This window comes from Parvularcula lutaonensis (assembly GCF_014651915.1).
Classification (GTDB): domain Bacteria; phylum Pseudomonadota; class Alphaproteobacteria; order Caulobacterales; family Parvularculaceae; genus Parvularcula; species Parvularcula lutaonensis.
This window is the reverse complement of sequence record NZ_BMXU01000001.1, coordinates 131,905-152,138: the sequence shown is the minus strand read 5'-3', so window position 1 is coordinate 152,138 and position 20,234 is coordinate 131,905. Positions and strand designations below refer to the sequence as shown.

Below are 20,234 nucleotides of genomic sequence, written 5' to 3'. Positions count from 1 at the left end.
TCCCCATGCTTCGCATCCTCACCGCCGCGTCCGCACTGGCCTTGCTGTCTGCTTGCGCCACGACGGAACTCGAACCCATCGATGCCAGCGCCTTCGTCGCCGCGACGCCGGTCGAGGACCGCGCTGACTATCCCATCGAGATCGTCGAAACCGCCGTCGCGCTTCCGCTGCCCGGCCAGATGATGCCAATCGGCGCGCGCGTCACCACCAATCCCGATGGCAGCGTGACGCGGACTTATGCCCGTACCGTTGCCACGTCTTCCGTGTCGCCCGCTGAAGCGATCCGTCAGGGCCGCACCAGTGCCCTGATCGAACCCTCTGTCGATGGCTATGTGAACGCGATCCAAGTCTATCCCTATACCGAAGGCGCGCTCTACCGGCTCTATGCGAGCCCAGGTCAGGTCAGCGACATCGCCCTGCAGCCGGGCGAGGAACTGGTCTCGGTCTCGGCGGGTGACACGGTGCGCTGGGTGGTTGGCGACACAATCTCCGGCTCCGGCAACACCGCCCGCGCCCATGTGCTGGTCAAACCGATCAGCGCGGGCATCCGCACAAACCTGATGATCGCCACAGACCGGCGCACCTATCACCTCGAACTCGAAAGCACGGATGGTGGATACATGGCCGCGCTCTCCTGGCGCTATCCGGCCGATGAACTGGCGGGCCTCACCGCCCGCAATGAGCGCGCCATCGCCCGCGACGCGGGAAGCATTGAGCGCGGCCTGACCCTTGAGGGCCTCAACTTCGATTACCGTATGGGTGGCGACAGTCCGGACTGGAAGCCCGTCCGGGTCTTCGACGATGGCCGTCAGGTGTTCATCCAGATGCCCGAAGACATCGCCACGACCGATATGCCGCCGCTCTTTGTGCTTAGCGCTGACGGTGACGCAGAACTCGTAAACTACCGCGTGCGCGGCAACTATTATGTCGTGGACCGGCTGTTCCGCGCGGCCGAGCTGCGCCTGGGCGAGCGCAACCAGACCGTTGTGCGCATCTCCCGCAACGAGCGTCGTTCGCCTCTTGCCGCGATCTTCGGGGGCTAGGAAAATGTCCGAGCCAATTCCCTTCGACGAGCATGCCGAGCGGCTGAAGATCCGCTCCAGCCCGAAGCCGGTCACGCGCATCAATCGCAAGGTCCTGATGGTCGGCGCAGGTCTTGGCGTGCTCGCCCTGTTCGCCGCGATGAGCGTTGCGCTCAAACCGCCAACCGCCGTCGACCCGGACACGAGGCGCGAGCTTTACAACACGACGAACACAAGAAAGCCTGAAGGCCTCTCCACACTTCCGACCAGCTACAGCGATCTAAGGCCGGAACCAGTTACACGTCTCGGCCCGCCGCTTTCCGGTGACCTTGGCGCGACCATGCTGCGGGCTGAACGCGAACTCGGCATCGAACCGGAATATGTGACTCGGTTCGAGGACGACTTCCGCCCGAATTCGGCCGATGAGGCCGAACGGGCCCGGCGTATGCGCGAAGCTGCTCTTGCCGATGAAGCGGCCCGGGCGCCTGTCTTTTTCCGGCTTGAGTCTGAAGCAGGAGGTCAGTCCGTATCTGCCTCCGACCCCGCGTGGCGCGATCCTGCAGGCGACCTCCGATCCGAACTCCTGGCGCTCGCCGCGTTGCCGCAGGGTGCGCCGTCCGCCTTTGGGCAGCCAAGCGATACCAACCTGCAATCCCGCAAGCTCGCCTTCGCGCGCGAAGGTCCAGACAGCGACATCTACAATCCACACGGCGTGGAAGACCCTGCGTCGCCGTATCAGGTCATGGCGGGCACGCTCATTCCGGCTTCACTGGTCACGGGCATCAACTCAGACCTGCCGGGCACGATCGTCGCGCAGGTCACCCAGCCCGTCTATGACACGGTCACCGGGCAATACCTCCTCATCCCGCAGGGCTCGCGCCTGATCGGGCGCTACCAGTCGGAAGTCTCGTTCGGGCAGGACCGCGCGCTCGTCACGTGGGACCGGATCATCTTCCCGGACGGGTCTTCGATTGTGATTTCTGCGCCGGGTGCTGATGCTCAAGGTTTTGCCGGGCTGTCTGACAGAACCGATCATCACTGGGACCGCGTGTTCATCGCCGCAGGCCTCGCCACCATCCTCGGCGTCGGCGCGGAACTCGGCGCGGACGGCGACGGCGATCTCGAACGCGCCATCCGGCGAGGCACGACGGACACCGTCAATCAGGCCGGTCAGCGGGTCGTCGAGCGCAACCTTGGCATCCAGCCGACCATCCGCGTGCGGCCCGGCTGGCCGCTGCGCGTGGTCGTCACCCGCGACCTCATTCTCAGACCCCATCCACAAGGAGCCACACGATGACCCTTCGCCTTGACCGTCTTCCCGACCGCACCCCGGTGCGCATGAGCCTCTCGGTTGATCCGGACCTCGCCAGCGCGCTCAGCGACTATGCCGAAATCTACCTTCAGACCTATGGCGCGGAAGAAAAGCCTGAAGCGCTGATCCCGGCCATGATCGAAAGCTTCCTGGCCTCAGACGCCGGTTTTAAGCGGGCGCGCCGCGCCCTTCATTCCAATGCCAGCAAGGAGACCTAAACCCATGGCACAGATCGGCACCTTCACCCTGAAAGATGGCAGCTATACCGGCACCATCCGCACCATGACCATCAATGTCAAAGCGCAGCTTGTTCCCAATGCGGACAAGGTCTCAGACGGCGCACCCGACTTCCGCCTCTATGCCGGCGGGGCCGAACTCGGCGCGGCCTGGCGTCAGGAAAGCAAGGATGGGGAGACCCCGTATCTCGCCGTCAAACTTGATGACCCAAGCTTTGCCAGCCCCATGCGCGCAGCCTTCTTCGAGAATGAAAAGGATGGCACCGGCGTCATGGTCTGGAACCGGGCGAAATGAATAGCCGAAGTCTGCGATCAATTGGGTTGGGCACCATGAACACGCATGCTGTCGGAAGGCAGTGACAGCGCTTCATGCCAGAGCGATGATTTCTGGACGTGCCTTTCTTCGGCGCTGTCCTCGGTTTCCAGCATCAAGCCAGCCCAGACAAGCGGGCGTAGGACGTTCACATACAGTGATGAAGGTCGGTAGTCCCATTGGTTTGGAGACGGACCCCGCAGTTGTACGGTCAGATCTTTGACAGAAATCCAGTCATCTGCCGCAAGATTGAGCATGTCGAGATAGTCAGACAATTCGCCAGGAATCTCCGAGCGCCCACGCCCCATCGCGGCATGATCGATGTCGAACAAGAACCTTGGAACGATTTCATTGAAAGCGCGGCTGGGATTGCCGATGAGTAGCCGTCCGATCTTTGTCGGTCTGAGTTGCCTCTTGAAGTGACGGGCATGCCTTGTATCGAGCAAGAGCTGATGGATCACCCACAGCGGAAACACGTCCTCCTCATTGAGCACTTTGTTCACACGATAGAGCTCGTCGGATGTGTAACCGGGCCAGTCGAAAGTCTCAGCCGCCCAATCGACATGCACGCGCTTGAGCGCACGCCCAGGCGTCAGCCCAAGACCGCCGCTCTTTTCGGCATGCTCAAGCAGCGCGATCGCGCAGTTGGAGAGTCGCGCCATCCTGATATTGGGCGAAACGGTTTCGATATTGCGTAACGGCGACTGGGTATCCATCAGGACTTGAGCCGATCCAGTAGCAACTTCGCTCGCCCTGTAACGTTGTCGCATACCCCATTCAGCCGCTGTCGCCGGTCATTCGGCAACGCAAGCGCTGCCGCAACTTCATCCGATCGCCCAATGATGGCCTCTGCAATCTCGCCCATCCGCTTGCGGACAAATGGCGCGCGGATCTCGATGTCCTTCGCGAACTTATCCAGGTCGGCGGGATAAATCTCTTCCAGCGTTCGGCGTCCGCCGATCTTCATGGCAAACCTCTGGCTGAGATCGGGGTAGGCAACCGTGGAAAGCAGATCATAGAGCGGCGCAAGCTGCGTTCGGTCCGGCAGATAGAGCAGGCTGAAATTCTTCGCATGGGCGTCGGCATTGCCAATGATCGCGTTGAACAGGGCGGCGTCCAATAGCTTGAGAACTTCAGCCGCAGGCCGGGTTGTCATTCGCCTGACGAGCGCAAAACAGTCCCGAAAGACCGGCCCGCCATCGCTAGCGTATTTGCGCGCCGAGGTGAAGCCGAGAGCCTGACAGAAATCCTCCTGATGAAGACGATTGGTTTTCCCGTCCTCTCTCGCCTGCCGGTCATAACGCGCAATCAGCAGGAACCGCTTGTCGCCAACGGTCCGATACTGAACTTCGGCCACATCAAGCCCGATCGCGCGGGCGAGCCGCATGCAGAAGGCCTCGTTCTCGGCGGTGCCGTCAAACCGGGCGATTTCAGGCTTGAGGATATGTGTTGTCGGCTCCCCCGGTGCGGGCAGCGCGATCTGGCCACCCTTGTAGATCACAGGCAGTTTGGACTGCGCGCCAGCGAGCGAAAGCCGCAATCCGTCCTCGCCGCCCGCCAGCATGGGTCGCGTAGGCAGCCGGTCGATCAGCGCGACAAGCTCATCATCGCTCAGAATTCGGGACGTGCCGGTTACGCTGGGTACTGAGGGCTCTATGTCCTCCGGCCACACTTCGATCGCCCCCGCGACTTCGCCGCCAATCTCTTCCAGGAGGCGGAATTCATTTCGTTCGGAGATACCGAGCGCCTGCGCGATGGCGGTTCGCTGCGACGCCTCCGGCAAGAGGCCCTCGAAAAAGGGGAGAGTCGCCCGCCGATCGAAAGGTTCTGGCTGTAGCGGCAATGAGGCAGAGACCGGCCTCGCATTCGGTATAGCGAGCCAGTCCGCTGCATAGGCGAATTCAGGTTCGCCATATTCATTCAAGGCAAGCTGGCCAACACGCGCCCCATTCCACCAGACGATCAGCCGCCGCGTCACGCAGCATCCCCGTCAGGCAAGGTAAGCGAAACGTCGATACCGAGCGCAGCCAGAACGGCCATCGTCTTGCCAATCTGGGCTGTTTCCTTGCCGGCTTCCAGCTCGATCAGAAAGCGCACGCCGACATTGGCCGCCGCCGCAAGCTCGTCCTGCCGGAGGCCCTGCGCCTTGCGTGCGGCGCGTATGGTGGTTCCAATGTCTGTTGGTGTCGTCATGGTAATCTTCCTGAGCGGGAAGATACTCAATCGGAGCGATGGCGTCAAGAGAAATGTTCCCGAACGGGAATAATCGTGTGCGTCGAGCCTTCTTTGAGTGATTTATTCCCGTTCGGGAATTTCGATCACAGGAAACACCGTTGGCGACCTCTCGTTTCAGCTATGCAGCAGGGCAGATTTTCTCCCAGCAAGGTAAATACGGGCGGCAGGATCGTCGCAGAGGCCAATGGCCCGGTCGAAGGTCGCCATGGCGTCCTCAGTCCGCCCGAGTTCGGCCAGTACGTGCGCCCGGGTTGCCCACCAGGGCTGGTAGGACGCGACCTTGTCAGCCTCTATGGCGTCGAGTGCCTCCAAAGCCGCCTCCGGCCCGTCTGTCTTGGCGAGGGCTGCAGCGTGCCCTGTGCGTGCGCCGATAGTAGGGGCGATCCTCACCAGCCCGGTATAAAGCAGGGCAAGCTCCTGCCAGTCCGTCTTGCCCGTCCTGCGGCGCGCGGCATGGACGGCCTGAATGGATGCTTCCAGCTGATAACGCCCAAGAGAAGGATTGCGTACCGCGTGGGCGAGCGCGCGTTCGGCATCGGCAAGGCACGCGGCATCCCACAATTCGGTGTCCTGTTCCTCCAGCGGAACAAGCGCGCCTGAAGCCTTGTCGGTACGCGCTGGTCGACGCGCTTCAGCAAACAGCATCAGCGCAAACAGGGCATGGGCCTCGGACTCCGGCGGATACTCCGCTGCAATCAGGCTCGCCAGCCAGATCGCCTCCTGAGCCATGCCCACCGACTTGGTATCACCGGCAGGAATGCCGTTATAGCCCACTGCATAGGCGGCATAGACCGCGTTCAGCACATCCCTCATCCGACCCTCGAAATCCCGCCCCTCTGGCGGTGCGAAGGGGATGTTTGCCGCCTCGATCTTCGCCTTTGCCCGCGTCAACCGCTGGCCAAGCGTGCCCGGCGGTATCAGAAACACGCTGGCCATACGCCGCGCATCGAGCCCGAGCACGGTTTGCAGCATGAGCGGCGCACGCAGGGCTGGATCGATAGAGGGATGCGCACAGACAAACATGAGCCCCAGGCGCGGATCACTTGTGCATTCTGCGGTGGAGCCACGTTCCTCAGCCATGCGGATCAGTTCCATCTGGTAAGTGTCCGGCAGCGCCCGGTGTCGCGCCTGGTCCGTCAGGCGGCGCCATGCGACAGTGGCGAGCCAGGCACGCGGATTGTCCGGGACGCCGCTCACTGGCCAGGCTTCGAGCGCCCGGGCGAGCGCATCACCCAGCGCGTCCTCCGCATCAGCGAGGGAGCCGGTCCGTCGGGCAAGCTGCGCCACCAGCCTGCCATAGGACAAGCGGGCCACCTGCTCGACCGCACGGGACGGGTCTTTGTTCATGCACGCATTACGACCGGGCGCACCTCCACCGCGCCGCTGGCGGCAGCCGGATTGCGCGCGGCCCACTCCAGCGCGGTGTCGAGGTCAGGAACGTCGATGACGTAGAACCCGCCGAACTGCTCCTTGGTCTCGGCGTAGGGCCCGTCCTGCACCTCGCGCTGGCCGTCCTTCACACGGATTGTGGTTGCGGTGTGGGGCGGATGCAGCGCTTCGCCGCCGACCATGACGCCGGCTTCCAGGAGCGCACGTGTGTACGCTCCCCAAAGCTCCCCATCTGCGGCGGCGCGGATCGAGTCAGCATCGGCGTCGTCCGAGGGCGGAGTATAATTCATGATGATGTATTGCATGGGTTTCTCCATAAGGTTCAGGGCGTCCCGCCTTAAGATCGACGGGACGCAGTTGTTTCGGTTTACGCGGCGCTTTCAGGCGCACGGTAAAGGCTCTCGCCAGTTTCCAGCCAGGACTTCAGGGAGGCCAGGAACCGGTCCCAATTGTCGCCGATCCCGAGCGCGGCGCAATTGGTCTGGCTCAGCGTGACCTTGGTGCCGAGCGCATCGTCGGACAATTCGATCACGACCTTTGAGCCGCCGGGCACGTCGGCCCAGGCCGGTTCAAAGCCAAGCTCCAGTCGCGTGCCAACCTCCTGCGACAGGAGCGGTTCGCGAATGAAGACAGACCCGTCATCGGGGCGGTGAAGCGCTATGCCTCCGCCCGGCAGGGCCTTGGCCTGCATGCCGGCGGGGTGAAACGCCGCCACACGGTCCGCCTCGGTGATGGCAGCCCAGACCGCCTCGCGCGGCGCACGAATAAAGGTGTGGATTTGCAGATCGGAACTCATCGCAGCCTCCCTCATTCACCAAAGCGTGCAACGACAGGCAGGAGCGCGGTGGGCGTCTTGTCCGGCGTACACATGTTATTGTCAGCTGGCCGAACGCCGAAATAGACGCCGACCTCATCCATGGCGAAGAGGTCATGATCTTCGCCGCATTCAGCCACGGGCCGCCAGGACGCACATCCGGTCTCGGAAATGTCCGTCTCCAGATTGAAGGTCAGCCCGCACCCGGCCATGCCCATTCCGGCGACAATCTCCGGATTGTCGGTGAGCAGCGTCAAATGTTTCCAATCCTCCTGGAACACGCCGCGATAGGCGCCGGCAACGGTCTCCGACGGGGCGCCGATCTCGAACGGGCCACCCGTGCGGAACTGGAAGGTGCGCAGGGTCATCGCCGGGTCGAGCGCATGGGTGAAGACAAGCTGCCACTGGCCGTCGGCGAAGATGAATTCGCGGGTGCCGAAGCCGCCATACCAGGGCTCCGGAGCAGCGCTCCGGAAGGTGCCCTCGACAGTTTGCAGGGCCTCGCGCGGCGCAAAATCCTGCGCTGCGACAGGTTGGACGCAGGCCATGGCGGCGAGCGCGATCAGGGAAGGTTTCAACATGTTTGACGTCTCCTTTCTTTGAGAGAAGCCAGAAGGCGGCTTCGTAAAGAAGACGGTTGAGCCAGGATCGATTTCTACACATGGGCTGATTATTTTTCAGATCACTAACCGGAGCCCTTTGCGCCAGACCCGTCCCGAGCATCAGGCAAGCTCCCCCAGAAAGCCCGCCAACTCCCGCATCAGCTCATCATTGGCAGGCTGTTCGAGGGGAAGGTGCGATCCATTGCTGAGCTCGACGAAGCGCTTGTCGGCCTCGATGCGGTCGAACACGGCAAGGCTGAGCCGCGTCGGCGTCCAGGCATCGGCTCCCGGATGCACCAGCAGGAGCGGGCAGTGGCAGTCCCAGCGCGTTATGCGGTGCTGGTGTACGGTGCGGAAGAACCGGGCCGACTTCCAGCTTGCGCCAAGCAGCCGATCGGTCCGGAAATAGTCCTGGACGCGCCGGTCGTCGCTCATGGCCGCAAGCGGCGTTGCCAGGAACAAGGGCATCGTGAATCGGTCAAAGACCCACGGCATCACAGACATCGAAAACAGGCTGAACCGGCCGAGCCATCGCCAGCGCGCCGCATGGACGAAGACCTCGGGGTCGGACAGGTCGAGTAAGGTCGTCGCGATGACGCCCGCCACGTTGCGGCTTTCCTGGGCGGCAAGGAACGCCGTCAGCCCGCCCATGGACAAACCCATGAGCACCACCGGTCCCGGTTCCGAGCCCGCGAGTTCGGCGATGACATGGATCCATTCGCCATAGTCGCCGCGATAGCCCTTCGCCGGGCGGGTGAGGCCGTATCCCGGCAGATCCGGCGCCAGCACTCGCCATCCCAACGCCGCGGCCGGTTCGCACAAGGGCGCGAGAATGCGCCCATTGCCGCCCCCGCCATGCACCGCCAGCAGCGTTCCGCGCGGCACGCCGTCGGGCAACCATTCATCGATCCGGACGCGATGACAGCGAATGTCGCGCACCATCTCGTTGGGTTCCACGGTAAGGTTGATCCCAAACGCCTCGCGGATGACCGCCTTGTATCGCTTCCAGGATCGTGAATTGCGAAAACGCTTCATAGCTATATTATTGAGCAATTATTCGGATTTTGGTACTCGGATTATCAATGGCCGGACAATCGCCCAAAAAACCTGCGAGGCGCGCCGTGCGGCAGGCGCAGCAGGCCCGCGCGAAGGCCACGGTGGATGCTGTCGTGGAGGCCGCAGCTCGGATTCTGGCCGAGGCAGGGTGGCCAGCCGTGAACACGAATGCGATTGCACGCCGCGCGGGCGTATCAGTTGGATCGGTCTATGAATACTTTCCCAACAAGCAGGCCATTCTCGACGTGATCATCGACCGGCACCTGACAGAGGCCGAAGAGACGCTCGCGGCAGCAGCGTCGTCGCTGGCTGGAGTGACGGACACTGGAGTCCTGGTCGAGGCGCTGGTGGCCGGTTTCGTCCGCCTGCACGAAAATGATCCGCGCCTGCACCGCGCCCTCTCAAGCGAGGTTCCTGTCTCTCCGGCGCAGCGTGCCCGTGTCGAGGCCCTGCGCAAGCGCACCATCTCCCTCCTCGCCGCAGCTCTTGCGCCTAATGTCAGCGATCCCGGGATCAGGGCGACACTTCTGGTCGATACCGCTGATGCGCTGGCCCATCGGTGGCTGATCGATGAGGTAGGACTACCTCTGCCGGCCGACCGCATGGCGAGCGAAGCCACGAAGATGCTGAAGGGCTATCTCTTGTCCTGAGGGACGCCGCCGTGCTCGGCCAGCTTCAATAGCGACAAGAGGGCGTCTCTGGAAAACCGCGCAGCCCAGTCGACCGTCAAGGAAGGATCATCGCGAAGCCGCGTTACAAGGGCCTGGTTTAGGCCGTTCCAGGCATGGATCGCAGCCTTGGTGTACGCCGTGCGCGCGTCGACCGGCAGGACGTCGAGAACAATGTCCACAGTGCGCGACCGATAGGCATCAATCATTTCGGCCACCTCCGGAAAGCCGGTGGCGGTCTTCAGGAGACCCGCCACCGCAGGATGGTCGCCGAAGAACTGGAAGAACGCCCTGAGATTGCTTTCCAGCGCCTCGAACGCACCACCTTCCGCACGGGTTCGAGTGGTCGCTTCCAACTTGTCGAGGCCGTGGCGGGCAACGGCTACAAAATAACCGCGCTTGCTGGCGAAATAGTGCTGGATCAGTGGCTGACTGACACCTGCAGCCTGCGCAATGTCCTCCAGTGAAACCTGGTCGAACGGAGCTGAGCCGAAGAGCCGCAGCCCAGTCTCGAGCAAAGCCCGGCGCCGGTCCTCCGGCGACAGGCGCCGGCTGGCGACGGCGTGATCGGCGTTTTCAGTCATTCAGCCACGATAGGGCTTCTGCGGCATTCCAAAAGGTGCGAAATATTATTATGATCACATATAATAAGGAGGAATGATGATGGTCAGAGCATTTATTGATCGGGCGATGGTCGGTTTTGCCTTGGTCATCATTTCCTGCACCATGCCGCCTGCCGCATCGGCCCAAACGCCGCTGGACATGCAGGGAGAGGCGCCAGCAAACCCCTTTGCAGCGGGCGATGTCTGGGGCCAGTTTCACCGCAATGGTTATGCACAGTCCTCCACCACCGCGCGTGGTCCCGAGCCGGGGGATGCCATGGACGTTCAATACATCCGCATGCCCGGCCGTGGCGGCGCGCCGACGCAGATGCACATATCGGATGCCTATCCGGACGGCTCCCGCACCGCCTGGTCCACGAACCTCACCCATTTGTTCAAGGTCCATATCAAGGGCGACCGGTTTGAACTCGTCGATGCCTATGAGATTACACCCCGGGCGCTGGACTGGAACATTCACTGGAACATGCAGCTGGCCGTCGGCAACACGGCCTTCGTGCCATCGCCAAACACGCGGGAAATCCTGAAGTTTGGCGAGGCCGATGACACCGATCCTGGCTCGCCGATTATCCTCGAGGGACGCTACGCCCTGCCGCCCGAGGTCAAGGGCGAGCCGGTCGTCCTGAACCTCTCCTATGACGGCTGGGTGATCTACGTCACCGATGCGGCCTATATCGGCGCGGTTCGCCAGGACTTTTCAGAGGCCGCGTGGTTCGACCTCGGAAAGGCGACCAACGACCTCTCCACGCACAACTCGTTTCCAATGGATGAAGACGGCAACATCTTCATCGCCTCATACTTCGCCATGACCAAGGTGAACTGGGATGGCGCGCGCTTCACCCTTGTCTGGCGCGCGCCCTATGACTTTCGCGGCCCAGGCTGTGATGAAGCATCGGAGGACCGGCAGGCTGAGGAGCGCCGCGCGATCACCGGCCAGTCCTGCACAGGCAGCGGGACGACGCCGACCCTGGTCGGCCGTGCGGGCATGGATGAGCTTGTGGTCGCCGTGGACAGTCATCGGAAAAACAATCTCGTCGCCTTCTGGCGTGGCGAGCCGCCCGCAGACTGGCAAGGCCTTGCCGGCCAGGACCGGCAGATCGCAGGAATAATCGAGCTTCCCTATTCGACCTGGGAAGGTGACGGGTTCACAGCGGAGAACTCGCCGCCCGTTTCGGGTTATGACATCGCCGTCGCCCAGTATGCGGGCCTTGGCATTTCGCTCCGGTGCCGGCGGAATGCGCCCCGGGGAGTGCAGATGGTGCGGTGGGATCCCGACACTGACCAACTCGAACTTGTCTGGGCGAATGCGGACATTCCCTTCAACAATGTGATGACACTCAGCTCGGGCTCCGGCCTGCTTTATGGCAGCGGTCGCGACCGCGATTGCAGCTACGTTTATCGCGGTCTTGACCGGAGGACGGGCGCCGTCGCCTTCGAAGTCGAACTTGGTCGCTCGGCGAAATTCACCGATGGAGGGAACACCAACGCCCTCCTGCCGGACAGATCGATCGTCTTTGGCGTCCGTCAGGGAATGGTCCGCCTCCGCCCCACCACCCGCTAACCGTTCCGTCGCCAAACCATCTTCTGAACCCTTGCAAATCCAGGTCGATCGCCCCGCGCATTCACGAGGTTCCGAGGTGGCGGCTCTTGCGGTCCTGTCTGATCATGTCGAGCATGACGGTTTCGACGGAAGACCTTGAGCGGGCGCGCGCCGTCGCTGCGCGGATCGTTGCTGAGTTCGGCGACAAGTTTCTGCCGCTATTCGAAATCCTCGACGCAGACTTCGAGCGCCGGAGGTCACTCACCGAAAAACTCGACCGTATTCAGTCGCTCTCGGCCCAAACTAGGCCGTGCGTGCCGCGTCGAAGTCTGCGAACAAATCGTTTGGCACGGGGTGCGCAATCTTCATCAACTCATCACGACGATAGCTCAACGATCCGCCATCCCCATATTTAGGGCGGTCATGTTTGTGCCCCATCAGGAGGCAGCGCAGAGCGTAGTCGATGTTGGCTTCCTGCATCCGCTTCTCGAAGGAATGCCGGAACGAATAGATGACGTGATCCGCTGTCGGGAAGAGCTCGCGGCGCCTGAAGGCCGCGCTCATCGCTGCAGAGAAGGAATTGGACTTGTCGACATAACGCGGAAAACCGCCCGGCGCGCGTTTGGCTGCCTCAAGTGCGACACCGACCAGCGGGATTTCGCGGATCGAGGTTTCGGTCTTGGTTTCGCGGTCTTCGCGCGCCCGGATGGCGATGTGTGGGACCTTTGCCTTTAGAACTATATCTTCCGGCCGCAGATTGATGATCTCGCTTGGGCGGCAGCCGGTCTCGATCAGCATGAAGGTGACGAGATGAAGCTCCTCCGTCAGGCCATCGAGCGCGCCGCGAACAAGGATCTTCTGGCGCACCCAGGCATCCGGAAACGCGGGGATCACCGTCCGCGACTTGCCCTTGAAGTTCATGTTGCGGAACGGGTTCTGGCGATCCTCTTCGCCCATGTATCGGAAATACTCGGCGTAGAGCTTGCGAACGTCGCTGAAATGCCGCGCCGCGGTTTTCGGTTTCTTCGGTTTTTCGTCTGGATCATCCGGCGAAAGCTGCTGGTTCCACCAGTCGAAATAGGCCTGCGCATGCTCGCGTGTGATCTCGGCGATAGGCAGGTCGCCGATCACTTCGACAAAATACCGAAGCGACCTATCCTTTGTGGCGTGCCAGAGCTTTTTCTGAGCCGGTGACTTGCTGCGCAATTCGCCAAGTGCGATCTTCGACTTGTAGATATCCATCGCTTCCGAAACAGTCGTTTTCGGTTCGCTGACACCGCCCAGGACGGCATTGACCACAGCTTCGTTCAGACGGCCGTCCGATGTGGTCTGCTGCTCGACAGTGAGTAGCCGCCTGACGATATCCTCAATCTGGGACGGATCAGCGAGCTGGTCCACGGGGCGATAGGTGTAGCCCGCCGCCATCGCGCGCGCCTTGGCGATGTCATAGCGTTTGCGCGCGTGGGCCGTGTCCATGGCTTGCCCGGCTTTTTCCAGGTCAAGCGAGAGCTTGAGTTGGGCCCAATAGGCGTCATCCGCTTCGACAAGTTCATCCCGGCGCATCCGGGCGATGTCGCGTGACTGAGTGCTGAGCGCGAGGCGGATCGTCTGGCTCTCATAGAAGGGTTGAACCCGGCGCGGAATGTGCCGGTAGTAGTAGTACCATCCCGCCCGCTGGCGGAGGTATCGATCACCATCAAGAGGTCGGGCCATGGCATTTTATGGCCCAAAATCTAGCAATATTCTAGCCCAAAAATAGCACGAAAAAGATTCGAATGCGCAGAGAAAGCAAGTAAATCCTTGCTTTTCAATGGCTTATGAAGTTTCGAGAAAAGAAATCTGGAGCGGGCGATGCGATTCGAACGCACGACCCTCACCTTGGCAAGGTGATGCTCTACCCCTGAGCTACGCCCGCTCACTGGCGAGCCGCGTAATAAGCACCTCGGAAGCCCCCGTGCAAGCGCCTTTTTCGAGAAAAATCGGCGTGAGTTTTCCACCGGCTCAGGAGGCTGCGAAAAACGTCAGGGACACAGCATTTCCAAGGGCATGCATCAGCCATCCGGGAAAGATCGATCCGTTCCCTACCTTCTCGTTGAGCCACCCCATCAGCCAACCCGCGGCCCCCGGCAGGAGGAAGATCGCCGCGCGGAACAGGATCTCCTCCGTCAGCGCCGTCTTGACCCCGGCCAAAAGCAAGATCAGCAGCAGGACATCAGGGGCCAGCCCCCGCTCCGCCACCGCTGCAGCGACGGTGTTCTCCCCGCTCGCAAGGTCCTTGAGGCCGGTGAAAAGGTAGATCGGCAGGGTCACGATGTTGAGGGCGACCCAGACGCCGAGGGCCACCAGCATCGAACCGCCTGTCGGCGGCTTCAGTCCGACCCACCCGAATAAGCCCCGTCTTTTCCGCCCCGCGATCAGCCACACCACGACGGCGATGATGAGCACCTCCGGCGCCATGACCACGGCCCTGGGCCGACTGGAGGACGCAGGCTACGTCACGCGCAGGGTCAGCGACCATGACCGCAGGGGTCGCGTCGTCTCCCTCACCGACGAAGGCCGCAGGGTCATCGAAGAGGCGCTGTCCCGCCGTTATCAAGGCGTCGCGCGCGCCCTTCAAGGCATCAGCCACGCCGAGGTGGCGACCCTCGACGGGCTTCTCCGGGAGATCGTGGAGCGGCTGGCTTCCAGCCAGCGCGAATCCTGACAGATTACGCCCGATTTCTTGGGGGCTGGCCGCCAGGGCGGAGAGAGAATGGACGCAGAGCGCCGCTTGTTTGCCCGCTTCGAGGAGATGGGCATCGCCGCCGAAACGGTGGAACACGAGGCGACTCACACGGTCGAAAAGAGCCGACATCTCGCCGAAAGCCTTCCCGGAGGGCGGTCGAAAAGCCTTCTTCTCCAGGACAAGGACGGGCGCCTGACCCTCGTCACGGCCCTGGGCTCGAACCGGGCTGATCTCAAGAAGATCGCGGAAGCTGTCGGGGCTCGCGGCAGGCTTAGCTTCGCCAAGGGCGCGGTCATGGAGGAGGTGCTAGGCGTCGCGCCTGGCCACCTCACCCCCTTCGCCCTCATCAACGACAGGTCCATGCGCATCGGCCAAGTGGTGCTCGACGAGGACCTCTTCCGCTTTGATACGGTCTGGGCGCACCCCTTGCGTAACACGGCGTCCACGGCCATCGCGCCGGAGGACCTCCGCCGCTTCGCCGAGCTTCACAGCAGGGCCGTCATCGTTCTCGGACTTGCCGAGGACTGAGCGAGCGGCCATCTCCGCAGCAACAACGCACAAAACGACAGGACCGACGCCATGTCTCCCACCCCGAACCTGGGCGGTGCGCCCGACGCCGCCGACCTCATCAAGGACGCCACCATCGAGACCTTCCAGGCCGATGTCCTCGACGCATCGACCGAGGTCCCGGTCATCGTGGATTTCTGGGCCAGCTGGTGCGGCCCGTGCAGAACCCTCGGCCCGATCCTCGAAAAGGCCACCCTCGCCCGCGGCGGCAAGGTCAAGATGGTCAAGGTCGACACCGACAAGAACCAGATGCTGGCCCAGCAGCTTCGCATCCAGTCGCTGCCCACGGTCATGGCCTTCGTAAACGGCCAGCCCGTCGATGGCTTCATGGGCGCGGTGCCGGAGAGCGAGGTCAACAGTTTCCTCGACCGTATCATCGCTGCCGCTGAGCAGATGGGTCTTGGCGGCGGGCAGCCCCAGGCATTGAACATCGGCGAGGTCATCGCCGCCGGTGAGCAGGCTCTCGCCCAGGGCGATCTGGGCATGGCGATGCAGGCCTTCGGCCAAGCCGCCCAGCAGGCCGAGCCCGGCAGCGACGAGCAGGTCGAAGCCATCGCGGGCGCTGCCCGTGTCCAGCTCGCCGCGGGCGACAAGGAGGCCGCCCGCGCCACATTGTCGCAAATCCCCGAAGACAAGCAGGACCACCCCGCCCTCGCCCAGGTCCGCGCCCAGCTCGAACTCGCCGGCGACACCACCGACAGCTCGGGGCTCGCGGAGCTCAGGGCCGCCCACGAGCGCAACCCGGAGGACCAGGAAGCAGCCTTCGCCTATGCCGAAGCGCAGATCAGCGCAGGCGACACCGAAGGCGGCATGGCCACCCTCCTCGACATGATCGCGAAGGACCGCGAGTGGAACGAGGGCGCGGCGAAGGCCAAGCTGCTCACCGTCTTCGATGCGCTCGGTGCCGCCCATCCCGAGGTCAAGAAAGCTCGCCGCCGCTTGTCTTCCCTGCTTTTCAGCTAACTCCTAGGGATGGAGCGTATTCCCGCTCCGTCCAATGGTTGGATCAACGTGTATGAGCGGACAGGACAAGGCCTTGCCTGGAGAGATCGCCATCTTTCCGCTTCGCGGTGCCATCCTGCTGCCAAGGGCGCAGCTGCCACTCAACATTTTCGAGCCGCGCTATCTCGCCATGACGGAGTACGCGCTCGGTCATGGCCGGATGATCGGCATGGTCCGTCCGAGGCACGGCGATGACGTCAATCCCAGCCTCTACGACGTTGGCTGCGCGGGGCGGATCACGTCGTTCATGGAGACAGGCGACGGCCGTTTCCTGCTGACCCTCACCGGCGTTTCGCGCTTCAGGCTGCTCAATCACCACCTCACAGATGGCGGGTTCCGCGTCGCAGAGGTTGATTGGGGCGGCTTCGCCGCCGACCTCCACGCCGACCAGGACGAGAACACCCTCCTGCGTGAGCGGGTGATCGAGCTCCTGATGCGATATCTCGAGGATGTCGGGCTCAGGGCCGACTGGGACTCGATCGACGGCGCCAGCGCCGAGACCATCATCAACTCCGTCGCCATGTCCTGCCCCTTCGAACCGGACGAGAAGCAGGCCCTCCTCGAAGCGCCCTCGATCGAGAAGCGCGGCGAGACGCTCATAGCCCTGATGGAAATGGCCATCGCGCAGAAGCTCCAGGATCTTGATGACGACAGCGCCGAACGGCTGCAATAAGGCCCCTATGGCCGACACCATACTCAAACCCGACGCCAAGCTTCTCGACCTGCTCGTCTGCCCGGTGACCCGCGCGCCTCTGCGCTATGACGAGGATGCGCAGGAGCTGATTTCCGACCAGGCGGGCCTTGCCTATCCGATCCGCGATGGCATCCCGATCATGCTCGAAAGCGAGGCGCGCCCGCTCAAGGATGCCTGAGCGCGCTTAACCTCCCGTTTACCATCCTCGCCCAGAGGTTGAGGCGTACCCGTGGTCATCGGAGGGAAGCCGCTCATGCGCGCGATGCCGCAGCGTCTTGGCCTGTCCATTCTCATCCTTGCGCTCATCAGCATGGTGTCCGCCATCACCGGCAGCGCCCGCGCGCAGGACGAGGAGACACGGACGGGTTTCTCCGGCCTGCCGGTCCCGCGCTTCGTGGCCCTGAAGAAGGATGTGGTGAATGGCCGGGCTGGCCCGAGCCTCGATCTCGATGTCGTCGTGATCTACCGCAAGAAGGGCCTTCCCGTGAAAGTCATTGCCGAGACCTCGGACAACGTCTGGCGCCGGGTCGAGGACCACACCGGCCGCCGCGTCTGGATCAACCGATCCATGCTCGCAGAGAACAAGCACGCCTTGATCGAAGAGCGCACGGTGATCTTCGCCGAGCCCACCGAGGAAGCCCTCCCACGCGCGCGGCTCGAGCCAGGGGTGATGGCCAAGCTCGAAATGTGCGAAGGCGACTGGTGCCGGGTGAAGACGAAAGACTTTCGCGGCTGGGCCGAGAAGCAGAACCTCTGGGGCACCTTCTAAGCACCTTCCTCCGTATACGCTGGGAACTGCGCGCGAAGCATCGCGAGCTTCGGGTCGATATGCGTGCTGCAAAAAGGTGCGTCAGGGTGCTTCGCCCTGTAGTTCAGGAAGCGCTCTTCGTTCAGCTCGAAACGCACCAGCGGCAGGACCTTGGTCACCAACGGCCTCTCGAACCCGGCCTGCAGCTCCGCCAGCAGCCCTGCGCAACGCTTCGCCATAGCGTCGTCCGTTGCATAGACAGCGCTGCGATATTTCCTCCGCATCGAATGGTCCGACTGCGAGGCATGGGTCCGGAGATGAATCTCGAGCAGCACCACGAGCGGCAGCACCGCCTCGTCGAAGCGTAGCCTGACCGCCTCCGACGCGAAATCATGCGGCGGCAGGCTGGCGATGAAGCCCTGCTCCACTTCCTGCACACCGCGCAGCGCCTGAAACACCGCTTCGGTGCACCAGTGACAGCCGCCGCCGAGGCCGATTGTCGTCAGTTTTTGCATCGGGACATGAGTTGGGGCGTGTCCGGACACCTTGAAAGGCCCCGAGGAACGGGCACGTTGGAGGAACCAAACGGGGAAACACGCGTGATCGAGACATTCTGCCGGGCGATCGTGGCCTTCGCACTCGCCTTGTCCTGCACTGGCATGCTCCACGCGAAGGAGCCCGATGCCGTGGCGACCCTCGCCGAGGCCCGTGACGGCTCGTTCACCGTGACCTTCGAATTCGCCGAGCCTCGGACGGTTCTTGTCTTCGGCCAGTCAGGCGGGGCCTACCGCACCGGTGCTTGGAAAACCCAGACTCCTGGCGCCCGAGTCGAGACGATAGGCCCCTTCGATGTCCTCACCTTCGAACGGCCCACGTCCAGCGTCACATTCGCGATCGAGCCCTTCACCGAAAACCTCCCCAAGGCATACACGCCCTTCCTCGACTTTTCGGGCAGCGACTGGGGTGTCCTGACCGGGCAGTTCCGCCTCCTCGACGCCGAGAGTCGCGAGGCGATCGAGCGCTCCGCAGGTGCGCCGGGCCAGTGGCAAGGCGAAAAACTGTCGATGGATGTCGTCATCTCCTCGCCGCGCCCGATCTACTACGCAGGCCAGCGCTATCGCGGGGAAGTCCGCATGACCCCCGTCGGCGATGGCACCTACGCCTATATCGGCGATGCTCGGCCGACAGAGGGTTCGAGTTTCATAGGCTTTATCGACCCCGGCCTGCCGGCATGGATCGCGGAGAGCTTCGACCGCGATCTCAAGATGATCTTCCGTGAGCTGTCCGATGGCTGGGGCACCGACCTGCCTCGAAAGGCAATGATCCTCTTCGCCTTCAAGGGTTACGAGAAAGAAGGCTTCTCCATGACCGGGGGTGCTTTCGAGGGTCTCCTCGGCCTCGAAATCGAAGGCTCGGCGCTCGAAAGTGCCGACGAGGAAATCCGCAACTACCTGCTGTGGTTCTTCAGCCACGAAGCCGCCCACCTCTACCAGCAGAACGGCGAGGTGCAGGCTTCCGACACGATCGACGCCTGGATGCACGAGGGCTCGGCCAACACCATGGCCTATGCCTTGACCTCGGCCATTTCGTCAGACCCAGATGCATTCCTGCTCGAGAGCTACCAGAATGCCTGGTCGACTTGCCTCGAAACCCTCCGCGAGGGTCCTCTCGATGAAGCGAGCCTGCGCGGCTCCTTTCCCGGCCACTATGCCTGCGGCGACTTCATCGCTCTCGCCACCGATGCCATTCTTCCGCGTCATGACCTTTACGATTTCTGGAACGCCCTCAAGGCGAGCGCCGTCGAGGAAAACGATCGCAGGATTTCAGCAGAGCTTTACTGGGAGACCCTGAGTAAGCTCGGCGGATCGCAGGAACGGATCGAGGACTTGAGGCTCCTGACCACCGAAGGGATGAACGCCCCTGACCTGTTCCTCGCCGGAGTTCTCGAACGCGCAGGCCTTCCGCCTCAGCTCGATGTCGAGGGCAAGCCTTCCGGGTTCACTTTCCGTGCACGGAGCGACCGAAAGGGAATCCACCCGCGCTAGTCCGTTGCGCGGGGCACGCCCGTGTCGCAATGGGCAAGGCCATCGCCTGCGCGGGATTCGTCGATGATCCGCTGGGTCTTCGCGCGGTCGATCAGTCGCCGCGTATCGACCGCGCGAAGACGCGTGATCCGATCGCCGTCCCGCTCGACCTCGAACCGCATGGCGTGCCGGACAAGGTCGGATGGCGCCCGCGGATCCGGCGCGATGAAGGTCCACGTGGCGAACATCACCCTGCCTGTGCCCATGCCGCTGCCGTCGTCATCGGTGTCGTAGGTCCGCTCGACAAGCTTCGCCCGCCCGACCCGCCGGCCATCTTCGAAGAAAACGATCCGCTTGCCGTCGACTTCGACGGCATCCTTCAGCCCCTCGCAGCCCGCACCGTTCTGCCAGCCCCACAGGCCTTCGGAGTCTAGATAGGCGCGGTCGCCGGTTGCTTCGCCGCCGCACGCCGCGAGCAGCGTCCACAGCGCCGTGGCCATCAATTCTGCGCGCATAGGCCCCCTGCCTCTTTACGCTGATGCAGCGCAGCAGAGCGCTCCAGAAAGGATAGCGCAAGCCGAACGCAGCACATGATAAGAATGCCGGGTCGAGGGATTTCTTGTTTGGTTAATCCCGAGGCCCTATTCCGGGCTTTCTGGCGCAGTAC

26 protein-coding genes and 1 tRNA gene are annotated in these 20,234 nt (G+C 62.8%); 13 read left to right on the top strand and 14 right to left on the bottom strand.

Features of this window, described 5'->3' with window-relative positions; translation table 11 throughout:
* Window positions 1-5 precede the first annotated feature (5 nt).
* From trbG to IE053_RS00715, 4 genes are read left to right on the top strand one after another with little or no spacing between them, the layout of a single operon-like run.
* Window positions 6-1,043 (top strand): P-type conjugative transfer protein TrbG, encoded by a 1,038-nt coding sequence (gene trbG, locus IE053_RS00730; RefSeq protein ID WP_189570492.1) that lies wholly within the window; start codon window positions 6-8, stop codon window positions 1,041-1,043.
* Between the two features lie 4 nt (window positions 1,044-1,047).
* Window positions 1,048-2,319: a TraB/TrbI/VirB10 family type IV secretion system protein gene (locus IE053_RS00725; RefSeq protein WP_189570490.1), complete on the top strand. Its 1,272-nt coding sequence runs from the start codon at window positions 1,048-1,050 to the stop codon at window positions 2,317-2,319.
* Window positions 2,316-2,552 (top strand): DUF2274 domain-containing protein, encoded by a 237-nt coding sequence (locus tag IE053_RS00720; RefSeq protein WP_189570488.1) that lies wholly within the window; start codon window positions 2,316-2,318, stop codon window positions 2,550-2,552. Before IE053_RS00725 ends, IE053_RS00720 begins: the two co-directional genes overlap by 4 nt.
* Window positions 2,553-2,556: 4 nt before the next feature.
* Window positions 2,557-2,865 (top strand): DUF736 domain-containing protein, encoded by a 309-nt coding sequence (locus IE053_RS00715; RefSeq protein ID WP_189570486.1) that lies wholly within the window; start codon window positions 2,557-2,559, stop codon window positions 2,863-2,865.
* Window positions 2,866-2,882: 17 nt separating this feature from the next.
* Here IE053_RS00715 and IE053_RS00710 read toward each other — a convergent pair whose 3' ends face one another.
* The 8 genes from IE053_RS00710 to IE053_RS00675 form a co-directional block, all read right to left on the bottom strand.
* Entirely contained in the window at window positions 2,883-3,599 is a 717-nt protein-coding gene (locus IE053_RS00710; RefSeq protein WP_189570484.1) for a hypothetical protein, read from the bottom strand.
* Complete coding sequence (locus IE053_RS00705) at window positions 3,599-4,861, bottom strand: type II toxin-antitoxin system HipA family toxin (protein ID WP_189570482.1); 1,263 nt, start codon at window positions 4,859-4,861, stop codon at window positions 3,599-3,601. The genes IE053_RS00710 and IE053_RS00705 overlap by 1 nt, the downstream gene beginning before the upstream one ends.
* Window positions 4,858-5,076, bottom strand: a complete 219-nt coding sequence (locus IE053_RS00700; protein ID WP_189570480.1) for a type II toxin-antitoxin system Y4mF family antitoxin — start codon at window positions 5,074-5,076, stop codon at window positions 4,858-4,860. The genes IE053_RS00705 and IE053_RS00700 overlap by 4 nt, the downstream gene beginning before the upstream one ends.
* Window positions 5,077-5,232: 156 nt before the next feature.
* Window positions 5,233-6,465 carry an RNA polymerase sigma factor gene (locus IE053_RS00695; protein ID WP_189570478.1) on the bottom strand — a complete coding sequence of 411 codons (1,233 nt, stop codon included), beginning with the start codon at window positions 6,463-6,465 and terminating at the stop codon, window positions 5,233-5,235.
* The gene (locus IE053_RS00690) at window positions 6,462-6,812 is read right to left on the bottom strand and encodes a YciI family protein (protein WP_189570476.1); all 351 of its coding nucleotides are present in this window, start codon (window positions 6,810-6,812) and stop codon (window positions 6,462-6,464) included. Before IE053_RS00690 ends, IE053_RS00695 begins: the two co-directional genes overlap by 4 nt.
* Before the next feature lie 62 nt (window positions 6,813-6,874).
* Window positions 6,875-7,303, bottom strand: a complete 429-nt coding sequence (locus IE053_RS00685) for an SRPBCC domain-containing protein (RefSeq protein WP_189570474.1) — start codon at window positions 7,301-7,303, stop codon at window positions 6,875-6,877.
* Between the two features lie 11 nt (window positions 7,304-7,314).
* Window positions 7,315-7,902, bottom strand: coding sequence for a hypothetical protein (locus IE053_RS00680; protein WP_189570472.1), 588 nt, complete (start codon window positions 7,900-7,902; stop codon window positions 7,315-7,317).
* Between the two features lie 141 nt (window positions 7,903-8,043).
* The gene (locus tag IE053_RS00675; RefSeq protein WP_189570470.1) at window positions 8,044-8,958 is read right to left on the bottom strand and encodes an alpha/beta hydrolase; all 915 of its coding nucleotides are present in this window, start codon (window positions 8,956-8,958) and stop codon (window positions 8,044-8,046) included.
* Window positions 8,959-9,005: 47 nt separating this feature from the next.
* Between IE053_RS00675 and IE053_RS00670 the strand changes: the two genes are divergently transcribed.
* Window positions 9,006-9,629, top strand: coding sequence for a TetR/AcrR family transcriptional regulator (locus IE053_RS00670; RefSeq protein ID WP_189570467.1), 624 nt, complete (start codon window positions 9,006-9,008; stop codon window positions 9,627-9,629).
* On the opposite strand, the gene IE053_RS00665 is transcribed toward IE053_RS00670, so the two are convergent.
* Window positions 9,614-10,231 (bottom strand): TetR/AcrR family transcriptional regulator, encoded by a 618-nt coding sequence (locus IE053_RS00665; protein ID WP_189570465.1) that lies wholly within the window; start codon window positions 10,229-10,231, stop codon window positions 9,614-9,616. The genes IE053_RS00670 and IE053_RS00665 overlap by 16 nt on opposite strands.
* 73 nt (window positions 10,232-10,304) lie before the next feature.
* Between IE053_RS00665 and IE053_RS00660 the strand changes: the two genes are divergently transcribed.
* Window positions 10,305-11,828, top strand: a complete 1,524-nt coding sequence (locus IE053_RS00660) for a hypothetical protein (protein WP_189570463.1) — start codon at window positions 10,305-10,307, stop codon at window positions 11,826-11,828.
* 282 nt (window positions 11,829-12,110) lie between these two features.
* Here the strand turns inward: IE053_RS00660 and IE053_RS00655 are convergent, their stop codons facing one another.
* The 3 genes from IE053_RS00655 to IE053_RS00645 all read right to left on the bottom strand — a co-directional run bounded on the left by IE053_RS00655 (window position 12,111) and on the right by IE053_RS00645 (window position 14,264).
* Window positions 12,111-13,520, bottom strand: a complete 1,410-nt coding sequence (locus IE053_RS00655) for a DUF6538 domain-containing protein (RefSeq protein ID WP_189570461.1) — start codon at window positions 13,518-13,520, stop codon at window positions 12,111-12,113.
* 127 nt (window positions 13,521-13,647) lie between these two features.
* Window positions 13,648-13,722 (bottom strand) — tRNA-Gly (locus IE053_RS00650).
* 86 nt (window positions 13,723-13,808) lie between these two features.
* Window positions 13,809-14,264 (bottom strand): hypothetical protein, encoded by a 456-nt coding sequence (locus tag IE053_RS00645; protein ID WP_229785999.1) that lies wholly within the window; start codon window positions 14,262-14,264, stop codon window positions 13,809-13,811.
* Here IE053_RS00645 and IE053_RS14390 point away from each other — a divergent pair.
* From IE053_RS14390 to IE053_RS00615, 6 genes are all read left to right on the top strand, one after another.
* Entirely contained in the window at window positions 14,263-14,511 is a 249-nt protein-coding gene (locus IE053_RS14390; protein ID WP_229785998.1) for a MarR family winged helix-turn-helix transcriptional regulator, read from the top strand. The two genes, IE053_RS00645 and IE053_RS14390, sit on opposite strands and share 2 nt — an antisense overlap.
* 48 nt (window positions 14,512-14,559) lie before the next feature.
* Window positions 14,560-15,060: a prolyl-tRNA synthetase associated domain-containing protein gene (locus IE053_RS00635; RefSeq protein ID WP_189570456.1), complete on the top strand. Its 501-nt coding sequence runs from the start codon at window positions 14,560-14,562 to the stop codon at window positions 15,058-15,060.
* Window positions 15,061-15,111: 51 nt separating this feature from the next.
* A complete protein-coding gene (trxA, locus tag IE053_RS00630; RefSeq protein ID WP_189570454.1) occupies window positions 15,112-16,062 on the top strand; it encodes a thioredoxin in 951 nt (316 codons plus the stop codon).
* A gap of 52 nt (window positions 16,063-16,114) precedes the next feature.
* Window positions 16,115-16,774 (top strand): LON peptidase substrate-binding domain-containing protein, encoded by a 660-nt coding sequence (locus tag IE053_RS00625; RefSeq protein ID WP_229785997.1) that lies wholly within the window; start codon window positions 16,115-16,117, stop codon window positions 16,772-16,774.
* A 7-nt stretch (window positions 16,775-16,781) separates the two neighbouring features.
* On the top strand, window positions 16,782-16,973 hold the full coding sequence (locus tag IE053_RS00620; RefSeq protein WP_189570450.1) for a Trm112 family protein: 192 nt from the start codon (window positions 16,782-16,784) through the stop codon (window positions 16,971-16,973).
* A 75-nt stretch (window positions 16,974-17,048) separates the two neighbouring features.
* The gene (locus IE053_RS00615; RefSeq protein ID WP_189570448.1) at window positions 17,049-17,564 is read left to right on the top strand and encodes an SH3 domain-containing protein; all 516 of its coding nucleotides are present in this window, start codon (window positions 17,049-17,051) and stop codon (window positions 17,562-17,564) included.
* Here IE053_RS00615 and IE053_RS00610 read toward each other — a convergent pair.
* Window positions 17,561-18,058 (bottom strand): peptide-methionine (S)-S-oxide reductase, encoded by a 498-nt coding sequence (locus IE053_RS00610; protein ID WP_189570445.1) that lies wholly within the window; start codon window positions 18,056-18,058, stop codon window positions 17,561-17,563. The genes IE053_RS00615 and IE053_RS00610 overlap by 4 nt on opposite strands.
* Window positions 18,059-18,142: 84 nt before the next feature.
* Here IE053_RS00610 and IE053_RS00605 point away from each other — a divergent pair, with 84 nt between their 5' ends.
* Window positions 18,143-19,588, top strand: coding sequence for a hypothetical protein (locus IE053_RS00605; protein ID WP_189570443.1), 1,446 nt, complete (start codon window positions 18,143-18,145; stop codon window positions 19,586-19,588).
* Here IE053_RS00605 and IE053_RS00600 read toward each other — a convergent pair.
* Window positions 19,585-20,082, bottom strand: coding sequence for a hypothetical protein (locus tag IE053_RS00600; protein WP_189570441.1), 498 nt, complete (start codon window positions 20,080-20,082; stop codon window positions 19,585-19,587). The genes IE053_RS00605 and IE053_RS00600 overlap by 4 nt on opposite strands.
* Between the last annotated feature and the right edge of the window lie 152 nt (window positions 20,083-20,234).